We start from the raw sequence: 13913 nt of genomic DNA, 5'->3' as shown, positions 1-13913 counted from the left end.
CCCGCTCGTGACCGTCGTTTGCTCGACATCGAGTTATCCACCTGTTCCCCAGGTTCGCCTGAACCGTCGACCCTGCAGCGTGAGGGCCGCCTCTGGGGCTGTTCTGTATTTCTCGTTCTTCCCCGCTCATGCGGTAATAAATTCTATACTGCGATACAGAAACACTCGTCACGGCTGTCGCTGTAGCGCGGCGCAATCGTTTTACGCGTCGCCGTCTGTCGATGCGACCAGATGGACTCACCTGCCGTCGTCGACGGCCACAACGACGCCGCGCTCGCGGTCTGGCGCGGCGAAGCGACCGTCGACGACCTCGTGGACGGCCGCGACGACGGCCACCTCGGCCTGCCGCGGGCACGCGACGGCGGGCTCGCTGCTGGCCTCTTCGCGGTGTTCGTCCCCTCCGAAGAGCAGTTCGCGCCCGACGCGGACGGCAACCGCGTGGAAACCGACGACGGCTACCGAATTCGGTCGCCACCGCCGCTCGCGCCGTCGTTCGCCGCGAACGCGGCCGACGAGATGCTCGCCGCGCTGGACGACCTCGTCGCGAGGCCTGGCGTCCGGCGCGTCGAGACCGCCGCGGACCTGCGGGCGTGCATCGAAGGGGACGACTTCGGCGTCGTCGTCCACTTCGAGGGCGCAGAGCCGATTCGCCCGGACCGCTCGAACTTCGCGGACTACTACGAGCGCGGCCTGCGGTCGCTCGGACTGGCGTGGAGTCGCCCCACCGCGTTCGCGGACGGCGTCCCCTTCCGATTCCCGAGTTCGCCCGACGTCGGCGGTGGTCTCACGGAGCGCGGCCGCCGGCTGGTCGAGCGCTGCAACGACGACGGCGTGCTCGTGGACTGCGCGCACCTCACTGAACAGGGGTTCTGGGACGTCCACGACGCGTCGACGGCCCCGCTGGTCGTCTCTCACACTGCTGCACATGCGGTCTGTCCGTCCTCGCGGAACCTCACCGACGAGCAACTCGACGCCGTCGCCGACACGGACGGCGTCGTCGGGTTGACGTTCGCGGCGAGCGCGCTCCGGCCGGACGGGGCCAACGACGCGGACACGAGCCTCGACGTGGTCGTCGACCACGTCGACCGGATGGGCGTCGAGCACGTCGCGCTCGGCTCGGACTTCGACGGCGCCACGATTCCCGACTCGATTGGCGACGCCGCCGGGACCCGCGACGTGCTCGCGGCGCTCCGCGACGCTGGCTACGAGAACTCAGCACTCCGGAAGCTCGCGCACGAGAACTGGCTGCGCGTCTGCGAGGCGACCTGGGACTAGAGTTGGTCGGCGAGCACGTCGCCGACTTCGTCGAGGAACTCTTGCTCGCGGCCCCGGGGAACAGTCGCGCCCGCTGCGACCGTGTGACCGCCGCCGTCGCCGCCGACCGCCTGTGAGGCCTCGCTCATCACTGCGGAGAGGTCAAGGCCTCGGTCGACGAGCCGCGACGTCCCCCTCGCGGAGACCTTCGTCTCCTCGTCGTTCTTGTAGCCGAACCCGATGATGGGGCGGTCGCTCTCGGTGGCGTCGCTGCCGAGCGCCATCCCTGCGACGATGCCGACGATGGTCTCCCGGATGCGGTCCTCCGCGTGGAACCACTGGAGGTCGTCCTCGATCGTGACGCCCTCGCGTTTCACCCACTGGAGGCCCTCCGAGAGGTTCCGGCGGTGCTCGCGTAGCAGCGTTCGGGCGGCCTCTAGGGGTTCGCCGCGCTCGCCGAGACAGACCGCGAGTCCGACGTCCGCGCGCTCGTAGCGGGCCGTCGCGTTCAGCAGCGTGGAGAACTCGCTGGCGTCCCGGAGTTCGGTCCCTGGCTCCTCGGCCGTGAGCGTGTACGTCTGCCCGACGAGCTTCGTCACGTCCTCGCTGGAGACGCCGTGGCGGACCGCGCGCTTGAGCAGCGCGCTCACGACCGTCTGGCGCTCGTCGTGACTCAGGTCGGCCCACGTCCGCCAGTCGCCGCCGTCGTGCAGTTCCAAGTCGAGGCCGTCGAGGAAGCGCACCGCGCCGTTCTCGTCGTTCGTGATGCCGGGGACGTACACCTCGCTGGCGTACTCCAGCAGTTTCGGGAGCGGGCGGGTCTGCGTGCCGTACAGCGCGAGGTCCTTCGCAGTGTCGAGCACGCCGGCCTCGACGCCCTCTGCGGCAATCTGGGTGTTCGCGCCGACGAGTTCGCCGTCGACGGTCTGCCGGTCGCCGACCGCGCCGACGATCGCGAGCGCCGCGAGGTCGGTCGCGTCCTCGCCGAGCAGGGCGCGCGCGAGCACGTACGCCGCGCCCGCTCCGGAGAGTTCCTTCCCGCCGTCCACACCCTCCAGGAGGGGGTTCAGGTGGAACTGCGTGTCCGCGTCGGCGGGCTGGTGGTGGTCCGCGATTATTGGGGTGAAGTCGCCCGCCCGCTCGTGTTCGGTTATCGCGTCCAGTTGTCCGCTCCCGAAGTCCGTGAACAGCACCGTGTCGTGGTCGTGGGCGGCGATACCCGCGATTTCCTCGTCGTCGAGCTGTTTCGAGAAGACGACGTCGTGGGGGATGTCGGCGCGTTCGAGCGCGCTCGCGGCGATGCCCGCGCTCGTCAGGCCGTCGGCGTCGATGTGCGACGCGAGCAATACCGAGTCGGCGGCTTCGAGTGCGTCCGCACACGCCGTCGCCCGCGCTTCGAGTTCCGGGACCGGAGCGTCCATCACGAGCAGGTAGCGCGGCTTCGGGTATAAACTACCGGCTCGACGTCAGAGTCGTTCGCGGACCGCGCGCGCCAACTGCTCGAAGTCCGCGTCCGCGGGGACGACGTCCACGCCGACACCCAGCGATTCGGCGGTCTCGCGGGTCGGTGGGCCGATGCAGCCGACGACGGCGTCGTTCAGGCCGGCGAGCGCGGCCTCTCTGATGCCCCGCTGTTCGGCCTCGTCGAGCCAGTGGTCGACGGTCAGCGACGACGAGAACAGCGCGGCGTCGAGGTCGCCGCCGGCAGCCAGCTCCACGGAGTCGCCGGCCTCAGCGGGCACCACGAGTTCGTAGAGAATCGTCTCGTGGACGTACGCGCCGGCGGCGTTCAGGCCGTCCGTGAGCACCGCGGAGCCGTGGTCCGAGCGCGCGACCTCCACGCGCGCGCCGTCGACCTCGCTCTTGAGCGCGGCGACGAGCCCGCTGCTCGTGTACTCCTCGGGCACGAGGTCGACCGGCCAGCCCGCCTTGCGGCAGGCGTCGGCAGTCGACTCGCCGATGGCGCAGAGGGTCGCGTCGCCGGGCGTCCAGCCCGCCTCGGCGGCGAGCTCGACGCCGGTCTTGCTCGTCAGCAGCACGTAGTCAGCGCCGTCTCTCGGGATGTCGCCGGTCGGCTCGACGGCGAGCATCGGGTCCGGGACCGGCTCCGCGTCGAGGGATTCGAGGAGTGCGGTCGCGTCGTCGAGGCGGTCGTCCGCGGGCCGGAACACCGCGACCGTCGGCTTCGTCATCGGAGTTCCTCCCGCACCCCTGCGACGCCGCCGATGACAGTGACGGCGGGCGGCTTGATGCCGGCCTCGTCGCGCGCCTCGACGATAGTGTCGAGGGTGCCCGTCGCGACCTTCTGCCCGGGCCGGGTCCCCTTCTCGACGAGCGCGACGGGCGTCTCGGGGTCCATCCCTGCATCCCGGAGCGCCTGCGTGTAGTCGGGGAGCTTGCCGACGCCCATCAGCACGACGATGGTGCCGCCGGTGTCAGCGAGCGCCTGCCAGTCCACCGCGGACTCCTCCTTCGTCGGGTCCTCGTGACCCGTGACGAACGAGACGGAGGAGGCGTGGTCGCGGTGGGTCACCGGGATGTCCGCTGCGGCGGGCGCGGCGACCGCCGACGAGATGCCGGGGACAATTTCGAAGGGTACGTCGTGGTCGGCGAGGTACACCATCTCCTCGCCGCCGCGCCCGAACACGAACGGGTCACCGCCCTTCAGCCGGACGACGTCGTTGCCTTCTCGCGTGAGTTCGACCATGCGCTCGTTGATGGCGGACTGTGGTGTGCGCTCGCCGCCCGCGCGCTTACCGACGTCCTCGCGTTTGTCCTCGGGAATCTCGGAGAGAATCGCTGGACCGGGGAGTTTGTCGTGAAGCACGACGTCCGCGTCCTCGAGCAGCCGCGCGGCCTTCACTGTCAACAGTTCCGGGTCGCCCGGGCCGCTGCCGACGAGGTAGACGGTGCCAGTCATTCCCGTTGGGCCTCCTCGATGAGGTCGGTCGCGCCGCGCTCGCGGAGGTCCGCGGCGAACGCGCGGGCGTCCCTCGCGTAGTTCTCGATGTCGAGTTCGCGCGTCTCCCCGACCTGCTCGGTACCGTCCCGACTGAACACTTGGACGTCCGTCCGCACGACGTCGCCCTGCACGAGCGCGTAGACGCCGATTGGCGCGATGCAGCCGCCCCCGACTTCCTCGAGGACGATGCGCTCGGCCGTCGTCTCCACCCGGGAGCGCACGTGGTCGAGCGCGTCCCGGAGCACGTCGGCGACGTCGCTGTCCTTCCGCGCCGTAATCGCGAGCGCGCCCTGACCGGGCGCCGGCACGTGCGTGTGCGTCGGGAGTTCCTCGTCGTGGACGTGGTGGGTGAGGCCGGTGCGTTCGAGGCCGACCTGCGCGAGCACGACCGCGTCGAACGCCGTCTCGACCTCGCGGCCGAGCGCGGACTGCTGGAGCGGCGTCAGCGACTCGAACCACTCCTCGACGGGCTGGTCGAACTCCGCGTTCTGCCGGTTGTCCGGCGCGCTGTCGCCGCCGCTCTCACTGTCGCTCTCGCTGTCGTTGTCGAGGTTCTCGACGCCCTCCTCGATGGTCTCGCTGGCCTCGTAGTCGCCGCGCTCCTGCTGGCGCGCGTCCTCGCTCATGCGCTCCTTCTCGGCTTCCGTGCGGCGCTCGTGCTCGTCCTGGAGCGCGGGCGCGAGCAGTTTCTCCACGCGCGTGTCGACGTTCCCGCGAATCGGCTCGACCTCGAGGCCGGGGCGGTGGGCCTGAATCTGCGCGCCGCGGCGCAGGCTCGCGGTCCCCACCACGCTGCCCGCCGGGAGGTTCTCGAGACTCGTGCCGTTCGGCGTCACGAGCGCGTCCGCGGGGTTCCCGCGACGTGGCACCGCCGCCACCACGAGATCCTCGGGGACGTCGGTCGGCACGTCCTTCATCGAGTGGACGGCCGCGTCGACGTCGCCGTCCAGCACTTTCCGGTCGAGCGAGCGCACGAACGCGCCCGTCTTCCCGAGGTCCTGGATGAGTTCGTCGTCGATACGGTCGCCGGTGGTCTCCACTTCCACGAGTTCCACGTCGGTGCGGTGGTCTTCGAGTTCGGTCTTGACCTCGCTGGCTTGTCGGAGCGCCAAGTCCGACCCGCGGGTGGCGAGGCGTATCGCGTCGGTCATGTACGTATCTCGGCGTGCTGGGTTGAAACCCCCTGCGTTTGTCTGCGTGGTCGACCGCAGGGAGACCACGTTAGCGCGGGCGGCGAATGAAGTGAGCCGCGAGTGCAGTGACCCGCGAGCCGCGTGACTATCACGTAACGCACGACGAGAAAATCAAATCCGAACCGTCGCGAGGCGACCTACTCGCGTTCGCCGGCGGCGGGCTCCCTGCGGTCGCCCGCGCGCAGTTCGTCGCGCCACTCCCAGAAGGAGGCGGGCATCGCGACGTGGTCGCGGCGGTCGCGGAGGTAGCGAGCCGAGACCCACGTGCCGAGGGCGGCGCCGGCGACGATGACGAGCGCGGCGAGGGTCGCGCCCTGGAACAGCAACACGCTCCCAGCGACGACGAGGGCGTCCGCGAGCACGGCGATGCCGGGCGCGGAGAAGTCGTCGCCGGGCCAGTCGCTGCCCGCGGCGTCGACCGCGTGGCCGTCCATCCAGAGCGCCAGCGGTAGCGCGAGGAACGCCACGAGCGCGGGGATGCCGAGCGCGACGGCGGGCAGCGAGAGCACCTCGCCGGCGTCAGCGACGACGGCCTCCGGGACGACCTGGACGACGACGAACATCCACACCGAACACACCACCCAGAACGCGGTGACCAGCGGGACTGCGGCGACCCAGTACCACCACCGCGAGTCCACGCGGACCTCACTCATGCCCGTCCGTTAGGCGTCACGGCGTTTGTACCTCACGGGACACCCACCGACTCGTGGCGCTTGTACAGGTAGTACACCGCCAGCGGCACCTGGAGGGGTTGGGCGACGAGGCCCGCGAGCCCGAGCAGGCCGTAGAGCACGGGGTCGGGGTTCCAGCGACCGGGCGCGTCCTCGACGGCGGTCGCGTCGTAGTAGATGGCCAGCGGGAACACCAGCGACAGCAGCAAGCCGACCGCTGCCAGCACGAAGACGATCACGAACACGCCGGCGAACCCGAAGCCGACGCCCATCGGCAACCCCATGCCCGGTTCCATCGTTCCGGGGTCCATCGTGCCCATGCCGGTGAGCGCGAACGCGAACGCGGCGAGTCCGACGACGAATCCGAGCACGGTCCCGATTACGTAGTAGACGGGAACCGCCGCGACCCAGTACCACCAGCCCGACTCCGGATTGGCGTCGCTGCGCGCGTCCGTTTCCGTGGAGGGCGTCTCTGCCATACCCGGGTGTTCGCGCCCGGAGAAGAAAAGCCTAGAGGGCGTTCCGGTAGGCTTCGAGCGTGCGCTCGACGTCCTCCTCGGTGTGGCCGTAGGCGACGAACTGGGACTCGAACTGGTTCTGGGAGAGTAGAACGCCGTCGTCGAGGACCTGCGGGCGGAACACGCGGTTCCAGCGGTCGACCGCGCCGCGACCGACGTCGGCGCCGTTCTTCGGGCAGGCGTCGAAGCGGTCGCACTCGGGGTTCTGCTCGCAGCCGTCCGCACACGGCCCGGACTGGGCGTCGGCGCGGCGCGTGAACAGCACCTTGAACAGGCTGTCCGTGCCGACGACGGTGTACTCGGGCGCTTGCTCGGCGACGATGTCGGTGAGGCCCTCGCGGAGTTTGCGGCCGAGACCGTTGACGTGCTCGTAGACGTCGTTCTCCGCGGCGTACTTCAGCGTCTCGAGGCCCGCGGCCATCGTTACCGGGTGGCCGGAGAACGTCCCCGCCTGGAAGACGTCGCCGACGGGCGTGAATTCCTCCATGATGTCGGTGCGGCCGCCGATGGCGCCGATGGGGAAGCCGCCGCCGACGATTTTCCCGAACGTCGTGACGTCGGGCGTGATGCCGTACTTCGACTGCGCGCAGCCGAGACCGCCGACGCGGAACCCCGTGATGACCTCGTCCCAGACGAGCAGCGCGCCGTTGTCCCGGGTGAGGTCGCGCAACGTCTGGTGGTAGCCGTCGATGGGTTCAACGATGCCCTTGTTCGCGAGGATGGGTTCCACGAGGACGGCGGCGATGTCGTCGCCGTGCTCCTCGAACACCTCGGTAACGGCGTCGGTGTCGTTGAACGGGACGGGAATCGTGTGTTCGGCGAACGCCGCGGGGATGCCCGCGCTGGACGGGCCGCGCTCCTCGCTGTCGCCCTCGACGAGCGTGGACTCCTGGGCGCCGTGGTAGCCGGACTGCATCACGACGATTTTGTCGCGGCCGGTGTAGCCCCGCGCGAGCCGCACCGCCGAGGTCGTGGCTTCCGTTCCGGTGTTGACGTACCGCATCATCTCGACGCTCGGGACGTGGCGCGCGACGAACTCCGCGTGCTCGACCTCCAGCTCCGTGGGGAGGCCGTACATCGGACCCTCGCTGGTGCGCTGCTGGACGGCGGCTTCGACTGGTTCGGGGAGGTCGTGGCCCAACAGGAGCGGGCCGAGGCCCATCACCCAGTCGACGTAGCGGTTGCCGTCCGCGTCGACGACGTGGCCGCCGTCGCCCTTCCGGACGAACGTCGGGTACGGTTGCGGGGCGGCCCGCACCGTGGAGTTCACGCCGCCGACGAGTACGTCGAGCGAGCGGTCGTAGAGGTCGCGTGACGTCTCGCGGTTCATGGAGGAGCGTTGGAGGGGTCCCCGAAAATAGTTGATGGGTTCGACGTTCGGCGTCGCTACCGAGGCGAGGTCACACAGAATCAGTCGCAGCCGCAACCGCGAAAGTGCCGGCCGGTGAGCACAGTCCGACGATGCTGGCCGGCGAACACACGGTGAGCACAGTCCGCTGTGGTCACAGACGGTTTCGTGGTCGTGTCACTGTATCACCCCCGTGGAGATGCGCGACCCGACGCCGCCGGTCGGGGACCCGAATTCGGGCACGTCCGCCCGCGAAAGCGCGCCTGCACGGGGCGCGAGCACACAGTCCGGGTTTCGGGTGGGTCCACCGTCGAATCCGGGCGTGGCTGACACAGGCGTTATGGATGTACGCACGTCCACTCCCAGATTCGAAACCGGGGCGTTCGTTTCACGCATCTACAGTACAGTGACAGGACTGGATGGTATGTAAAAGTTTGCTTGACGAATGTGTTGTTTAGTTCGTATAGGGTAGACGAGCGCTCGAATTACAATCGGATTTAGTCCATATAAGGTCGTAAATCGTCCAGATAACTGGGCGTTCGACTGTCGATACTGGACACACGTCTACGAAATAATTGCCGGAAATGGCCGGGGAAGCGGGCGCGCGGTCGAGCGCAGCGGGACCGCGAGCCGTGCGCTACTCCGACAGCGACTCGGCGACGTCCTCTGCAAAGTACGTGATGATGAGGTCCGCGCCCGCGCGCTTGATGGACAGCAGGGACTCCCGGGCGGTCTCCTCGACGTCCATCCAGCCGTTCTCCGCGGCAGCGTGCAGCATCGCGTACTCGCCGGAGACGTTGTACGCCGCGACCGGGCGGTCGAACTGCTCGCGCACGTCCGAGACGATGTCGAGGTACGGGAGCGCGGGCTTGACCATCAACACGTCCGCGCCCTGCTCGACGTCGAGTGCGACCTCCCGCGTTGCCTCGCGGCGGTTCGCGGGGTCCATCTGGTAGTGCCGCCGGTCGCCGAACGCGGGCGCGCCGTCCGCGGCGTCCCGGAACGGCCCGTAGAACGCCGATTCGTACTTCGCCGCGTAGCTCATGATGGGGACGTCCGTGAAGCCCGCGGCGTCCAGTGCCTCGCGGATGGCCGCGACCATCCCGTCGGTCATCGACGACGGCGCAATCATCTCCGCGCCCGCCTCCGCGTGCGAGACCGCCGTCTTCGCCAGGAGGTCCAGCGTCTCGTCGTTCTTCACCGTGAGGTCGGGGTCCTCGTCGGCGTGCTCCTCGAGAATCCCGCAGTGGCCGTGGCTCGTGTACTCACAGAGGCAGACGTCCGTGATGACGTACGCGTCCGTCTCACTCGTGATGCGACGCACGGCCTCCTGGACGACCCCGTCGTCGGCGTACGCCCGCGTGCCGCGCTCGTCTTTCGACGCCGGAATGCCGAACACGATGACGGCCTCCACGCCCGTCGTGAGAATCTCCTCGACGCGCGCCACCGCCTCGTCGACCGGCACGCGCTCGTGGCCAGGCATCGACTCGATGGGCACCCGCTCGTCGGTCGTCGCGTCCACGAATACGGGCGCGACGAAGTCCGTCGGCGCCAGGATCGTCTCCGACACCAGCCCGCGCACGCCGTCCCGCCGCAGCCGCCGCGGTCGGTCCGTCAGGTCCATGCAGGAGTCTGGGAGCCGCGAGCCAAAAGGGTTCGCGGAACCGGCGTCAGTTATCGTAGTTGCTTGGAACGCTGCCGTGGACGACGTTGACACCTGAAAGGGCGAGCGGCCCTCGGCTCGGGGGACTCGCTGCGCGCGCTCGCTCCCGCTGGTCGCTCACGTGCTTGCTTCGTCCGCCTTCGCAGGGAGCCGCTCGCCCTTTCAATCCGCCAGGGTAGCGGGCGTCTCACTGGCCGAATCGGTCGGCTGTGACATCGCCGAGGGCCCACGTCGCCGTCCGGTTTCACAACCGTCTTTGCCCACCCAATCTACCCGCGACTGTGGACCGGGACCGACTCCAACTCTACTCGCTGTACGTCTCGCGGTTCGCGGGCGGCTTCGGGTTCAGCGCGCTCGCGGTGCTCCTGCCGAAGTACGCCAACGCGCTCGACGCGTCGGGCATTATGCTCGGACTGTTCTACGCGGGGTTCACGGCGACGCAGGCACTCGTCGTCGTGCCGCTGGCGTGGGCGGGCGACCGCTACGACAAGCGCGCCATCTTCCTCGGACTGCTCGCGTTCGGCGTCGTCGTCTCGCTGGCGTTCACGCTCGTCGAGACCTCGTGGCAACTCGTCGCAGTTCGTGGCGGGCAGGGGATTCTCGCGACCGGGATGGGGCTGTTGAGCCTCTCGCTGGTCGGCGAGCTCGCGACCGCGGAGACGCGCGCGAACTACATCGGGAAGGCGAACTCGTGGCGGCTGGCCGCGTCGCTGCTCGGCCTCGCCGCCGCGGGCGTGCTCTACGACCGCTACGGCTTCGAACCCGTCTTCTACGTGCTCGCGGTGCTGTTCGTCGTCGCGTTCGTTGCGGTCCTCGTGCTGCTGGACGCCGACGACACCCGCATCGAGGGGTTCCCGTTCAGCAACCTCGCGCTGAACGGCCGCATCCTCACGCTCACGAGCTTCCGCGCGCAGTACGCCGTCGCCGTCACGCTCGTGCGCTCGTGGGTCGCCGTCTTCGCGGGTGTCACCGCCGCACAGGGCGGCCTCGCGTACAGCGGCACCGTCCTCGCGGTCGTGCTCAGCGCCGAGAAGTTCACGAACATGCTGTTCCAGCCGTTCACGGGCCGTCTCTCGGACACCTACGGGCGCTCGCTATTCGTCGCTGCGGGCGGCGCTGCCTACGGCTTCGTCGCGCTCGCGGTCCCGTTCACGCCCGCCATCGGGTCCGCGCTCGGCTTCCCGGCCTCGCTCCCCCTGCTGGGTGCGGCGTCGACGGCGTTCGTGCCGCTCGTCGCCGCCAACGGCCTCCTCGGCATCGCGGACTCGTTCCGCGAACCCGCGAGCATGGCGCTGTTCGCCGACGAGGGCATCGACGGCGAGGGCATCGCGTCCTCGTTCGGCGTGCGCGAACTCGTCTGGCGTCCCGGCAGCGTGCTCGCGCCCGTCCTCGGCGGGTACCTCATGTCGCAGTTCGGGATGGAGTGGGCGTTCTACGTCGGCGGCGCGTTCGCGCTCACCGGCGTCGCGACCTTCCTCGCGGTGCTCGTGCGCTCGCACGGCGCACAGGCGCTCACCGAGTGGTAGTGGTGAACTGAATTTCAGCGAACCTATAACCGCTCGCGAGCGTCACCGTCGACTATGCCCGGACCAGCCTTCCAGATTGGCGACAGCGTCTCCCTCCACCCCATCGAGGAGGAGGACCACGAGTTCATCCAGTACGGCCGCAACCACCCCGACGTGCGCGTGCCGCTGACGGACACGACCATCAAGACCGTCGAGGACGTCGCGGAGATGCTCGAAGACGAGGACTACCACTTCCTCATCTGCACTGAGGGAGAAGAGGGCGACCCCGAGCCGGTCGGAGTTGTGGCGTTCGGCTGGGTGAGTGCGCCCGGCGAGCGCGGCAACCTCATGTACTGGGTCGCGCCCGAACACCAGGGGAACGGCTACGTCACGGAGGGGACGGAGCTGTTCCTCGACTACGCGTTCGGCGAGTGTGGCTTCCACAAGGTCGACGCGCGCGTCCTCGTGCCGAACGAGCCGTCGTGGAAGGCCCTCGAAAAACTCGGGTTCGAGCGCGAGGGCCGTCGCCGCGACGACGCCATCCTCGACGGCGAGTACGTCGACGCGTACTCCTACGGCCTGCTCGCCGACGAGTGGCTGGACAACTGACGGGCTCCGTCAGTCGCCCGCGCTGCTCCGGCTCCGCCGCTCGCGGTGACGCTGTTAGTCCGCTGCTGCGCTCGTCGCGCCCGCACTGTTCCCTTCGTTTTTCGCCTCGATGGCTTCCACGAGTAGTTCAGTGACGTCCGTGATTTCGATGTCGTCCTCGTAGCCGCCCGTCTTCCGGCCGTCCTCGTACATCGTCATGCACATCGGGCACGCGACGACGAAGCGGTCGACGTCCGGGCCGGCGTCCGTGTCCTCTAAGGCCTCGCGGATGCGCTCCTCACTGGGCTTGGTCTCCTCCTCGAAGTCCATCCAGAGACCGCCACCGCCGCCGCCACAGCAGAACGAATCACTGCGGTTGCGGGGCATCTCGTCGAGCGTGACGCCGGTCGCGCGCACGACCTCGCGGGGCGCCTCGAACTCGCCGTTGTACCGGCCGAGGTGACAGGGGTCGTGGTACGTAACCGTCTCGTCCAGTTCCGTCCCCGTGAGGCCGAGCGCGCCCTGATTGACGAGGTTCTCGACGACCTGCGTGTAGTGGTAGACCGAGTCGCCGTCCTCGAAGCCGAACTGCTCGTACTCGTTCGAGAAGGTGTTGTAGGAGTGGGGGTCCGTGCAGACGATTTTGTCGTAGTCGCACTGCTGGAAGGCCTCGATGTTCTCCTCGGCGACCATCTCGTAGAGGCCTTCCTCGCCGACGCGGCGGATGTCGTTGCCGTCGTTCTGCTCGTCCTCGTAGAGGATGCCGTAGGAGACCCTCGCTTCCTCGAAGACCCGGGCGAGCGAGCGCGCGACGTGTTGGTTGCGCTCGTCGTAACTCGGGTAGTCGCCGACGTACCAGAGGTACTCCACGTCCTGCTCGCGGGCGTCGGGCACCTCGAAGTCCAGGTCGTCGGTCCAGTCGGGGCGTTTGCGGTCGGGGTCGCCGAACGTGTTGCCCTTCTGGAAGACGTTCATCACGGCCTCCTCGACGTTCTTGTTCATCTGGCCGGACTCGGTGAGGCGGCGGTTCATCTCCGTGAACTGCGTGACGTGCTCGATGTCCACCGGGCAGGCGTCCATGCACGCCATGCAACTCATGCAGGACTCCATCGTCTGCGCGTCGACGACGGAGGTGCCGCCGTCCGCGACGATGTCGACCTCCTCCCGGTCACCCGCCTCTATGCCCTCGCGGTAGGCTTTCAGGTCGAGGATGACGTCGCGGGGGTCGAGCGGGCGACCGGCGGCCTTCGCGGGGCAGGCCGACGAGCAGCGCCCGCACTTCGTGCAGGCGTCGTGGTCGAGCAACTGCTTCCACGTGAAGTCCTCTATCTCGGAGGGGCCGATTTCCTCGGGGCTTGCGTCCTCGGGGACGCGGGGGAGGCGGCGGCCGGCGTCCTCGTCTCGGGTGACGAGGTTGGCGTAACTGGAGAGCATGTGGAACGGCTTGGCGTAGGGGACGCTGGCGACGAACGCGAGCGCGAGCAGCGCGTGACTCCACCAGACGACCGGGTAGGCGGCAGCTGCGGCGTCGGCGGTGACGCCTGCTGCTTGCAGCACGTCCGTGACGAACCAGCCGACGAAGGAGACGGTCTCGAAGGAGACGTCGCGGGTCGCACTCGTCCCGAGAATACGGACGCCTTCAGTAACGTAGCCGCCGACGCCCAGGAGGAAGAGCGTCCAGACGAAGAGGTCGTCCTCGGTGCTGGTGTGTTTCCCCCAGAGGCGGCCGTATTTGACCCAGTAGCGGCGGTAGATGGCCATGCCGACGCCGACGACGAACAGCAGGCCCATGGCGTCGGCGACGAAGGAGTACGCGAGGTAGAAGTCGCCGACGAAGAAGGAGGGCTGGCCGAGGAGGAGCGTCCAGAGGTCCATGTCGATGCCGAGGATGGTGGTCGCAATCAACAGCGTGAGGAAGCCCCAGAGGATGAATGTGTGCATGAGGCCGGCGTAGAGGTCGCGGTCGAACTGCTTCTCGTTGGAGACGACGAGTTTCGCCGCGGTGAGCACGCGCGCGGGCAGGTCGCTGAGTCTGTCGACGGGGTCGTCGGAGCCGCGGGCGTACGTGGCGAAGCGGTCGTAGACGCCGTACAGGAAGATGGCGACGGCGACGGCGGCGAGGTAGTAGAATAACACCTCGCCGACGTGGCCGATGCGCCAAAACGTGGGCCGGGTCTCGGCCCCTGCTTGCGCTAGTATGTACGAGGGCAT

12 protein-coding genes are annotated in these 13913 nt (G+C 68.7%); 3 read left to right on the top strand and 9 right to left on the bottom strand.

Annotated features, from left to right (window positions below; all coding sequences use genetic code 11):
* The first annotated feature begins 231 nt into the window (after positions 1–231).
* The gene (locus LT974_RS14475) at positions 232–1275 is read left to right on the top strand and encodes a dipeptidase (RefSeq protein WP_232588332.1); all 1044 of its coding nucleotides are present in this window, start codon (positions 232–234) and stop codon (positions 1273–1275) included.
* Here the strand turns inward: LT974_RS14475 and LT974_RS14470 are convergent.
* The 8 genes from LT974_RS14470 to hemB form a co-directional block, all read right to left on the bottom strand.
* Complete coding sequence (locus LT974_RS14470) at positions 1272–2675, bottom strand: single-stranded-DNA-specific exonuclease RecJ (protein WP_232588331.1); 1404 nt, start codon at positions 2673–2675, stop codon at positions 1272–1274. The two genes, LT974_RS14475 and LT974_RS14470, sit on opposite strands and share 4 nt — an antisense overlap.
* Positions 2676–2720: 45 nt before the next feature.
* Positions 2721–3446: a uroporphyrinogen-III synthase gene (locus LT974_RS14465; RefSeq protein WP_230891879.1), complete on the bottom strand. Its 726-nt coding sequence runs from the start codon at positions 3444–3446 to the stop codon at positions 2721–2723.
* A complete protein-coding gene (gene cobA / locus LT974_RS14460; protein ID WP_232588330.1) occupies positions 3443–4174 on the bottom strand; it encodes a uroporphyrinogen-III C-methyltransferase in 732 nt (243 codons plus the stop codon). The genes LT974_RS14465 and cobA overlap by 4 nt, the downstream gene beginning before the upstream one ends.
* A complete protein-coding gene (hemC, locus tag LT974_RS14455; RefSeq protein WP_232588329.1) occupies positions 4171–5367 on the bottom strand; it encodes a hydroxymethylbilane synthase in 1197 nt (398 codons plus the stop codon). The genes cobA and hemC overlap by 4 nt, the downstream gene beginning before the upstream one ends.
* Positions 5368–5546: 179 nt before the next feature.
* Positions 5547–6062, bottom strand: a complete 516-nt coding sequence (locus LT974_RS14450) for a hypothetical protein (protein ID WP_232588328.1) — start codon at positions 6060–6062, stop codon at positions 5547–5549.
* Positions 6063–6094: 32 nt separating this feature from the next.
* A complete protein-coding gene (locus LT974_RS14445; protein ID WP_232588327.1) occupies positions 6095–6559 on the bottom strand; it encodes a hypothetical protein in 465 nt (154 codons plus the stop codon).
* A gap of 31 nt (positions 6560–6590) precedes the next feature.
* Complete coding sequence (gene hemL / locus LT974_RS14440) at positions 6591–7928, bottom strand: glutamate-1-semialdehyde 2,1-aminomutase (protein ID WP_232588326.1); 1338 nt, start codon at positions 7926–7928, stop codon at positions 6591–6593.
* A 655-nt stretch (positions 7929–8583) separates the two neighbouring features.
* Positions 8584–9570: a porphobilinogen synthase gene (gene hemB, locus LT974_RS14435; RefSeq protein ID WP_232588325.1), complete on the bottom strand. Its 987-nt coding sequence runs from the start codon at positions 9568–9570 to the stop codon at positions 8584–8586.
* Between the two features lie 320 nt (positions 9571–9890).
* Here hemB and LT974_RS14430 point away from each other — a divergent pair, with 320 nt between their 5' ends.
* Entirely contained in the window at positions 9891–11135 is a 1245-nt protein-coding gene (locus LT974_RS14430; protein ID WP_232588324.1) for an MFS transporter, read from the top strand.
* A 54-nt stretch (positions 11136–11189) separates the two neighbouring features.
* Positions 11190–11723 (top strand): GNAT family N-acetyltransferase, encoded by a 534-nt coding sequence (locus LT974_RS14425; RefSeq protein WP_232588323.1) that lies wholly within the window; start codon positions 11190–11192, stop codon positions 11721–11723.
* A gap of 54 nt (positions 11724–11777) precedes the next feature.
* Here LT974_RS14425 and LT974_RS14420 read toward each other — a convergent pair whose 3' ends face one another.
* Positions 11778–13913 (bottom strand): (Fe-S)-binding protein, encoded by a 2136-nt coding sequence (locus tag LT974_RS14420; protein WP_232588322.1) that lies wholly within the window; start codon positions 13911–13913, stop codon positions 11778–11780.

It is taken from the genome of Halobacterium noricense, assembly GCF_021233435.1.
GTDB lineage: Archaea > Halobacteriota > Halobacteria > Halobacteriales > Halobacteriaceae > Halobacterium > Halobacterium noricense.
The sequence above is the reverse complement of the archived record's forward strand: the minus strand, read 5'-3'. Positions and strand labels throughout refer to the sequence as shown.

Bases quoted from the DNA above. Each gene is read 5' to 3' on its own strand.
- LT974_RS14475 (WP_232588332.1), top strand. From the start codon at position 232: ATGGACTCACCTGCCGTCGTCGACGGCCACAACGACGCCGCGCTCGCG.
- LT974_RS14470 (WP_232588331.1), bottom strand. From the start codon at position 2,675: ATGGACGCTCCGGTCCCGGAACTCGAAGCGCGGGCGACGGCGTGTGCG.
- LT974_RS14465 (WP_230891879.1), bottom strand. From the start codon at position 3,446: ATGACGAAGCCGACGGTCGCGGTGTTCCGGCCCGCGGACGACCGCCTC.
- cobA (WP_232588330.1), bottom strand. From the start codon at position 4,174: ATGACTGGCACCGTCTACCTCGTCGGCAGCGGCCCGGGCGACCCGGAA.
- hemC (WP_232588329.1), bottom strand. From the start codon at position 5,367: ATGACCGACGCGATACGCCTCGCCACCCGCGGGTCGGACTTGGCGCTC.
- LT974_RS14450 (WP_232588328.1), bottom strand. From the start codon at position 6,062: ATGAGTGAGGTCCGCGTGGACTCGCGGTGGTGGTACTGGGTCGCCGCA.
- LT974_RS14445 (WP_232588327.1), bottom strand. From the start codon at position 6,559: ATGGCAGAGACGCCCTCCACGGAAACGGACGCGCGCAGCGACGCCAAT.
- hemL (WP_232588326.1), bottom strand. From the start codon at position 7,928: ATGAACCGCGAGACGTCACGCGACCTCTACGACCGCTCGCTCGACGTA.
- hemB (WP_232588325.1), bottom strand. From the start codon at position 9,570: ATGGACCTGACGGACCGACCGCGGCGGCTGCGGCGGGACGGCGTGCGC.
- LT974_RS14425 (WP_232588323.1), top strand. From the start codon at position 11,190: ATGCCCGGACCAGCCTTCCAGATTGGCGACAGCGTCTCCCTCCACCCC.
- LT974_RS14420 (WP_232588322.1), bottom strand. From the start codon at position 13,913: ATGCCCTCGTACATACTAGCGCAAGCAGGGGCCGAGACCCGGCCCACG.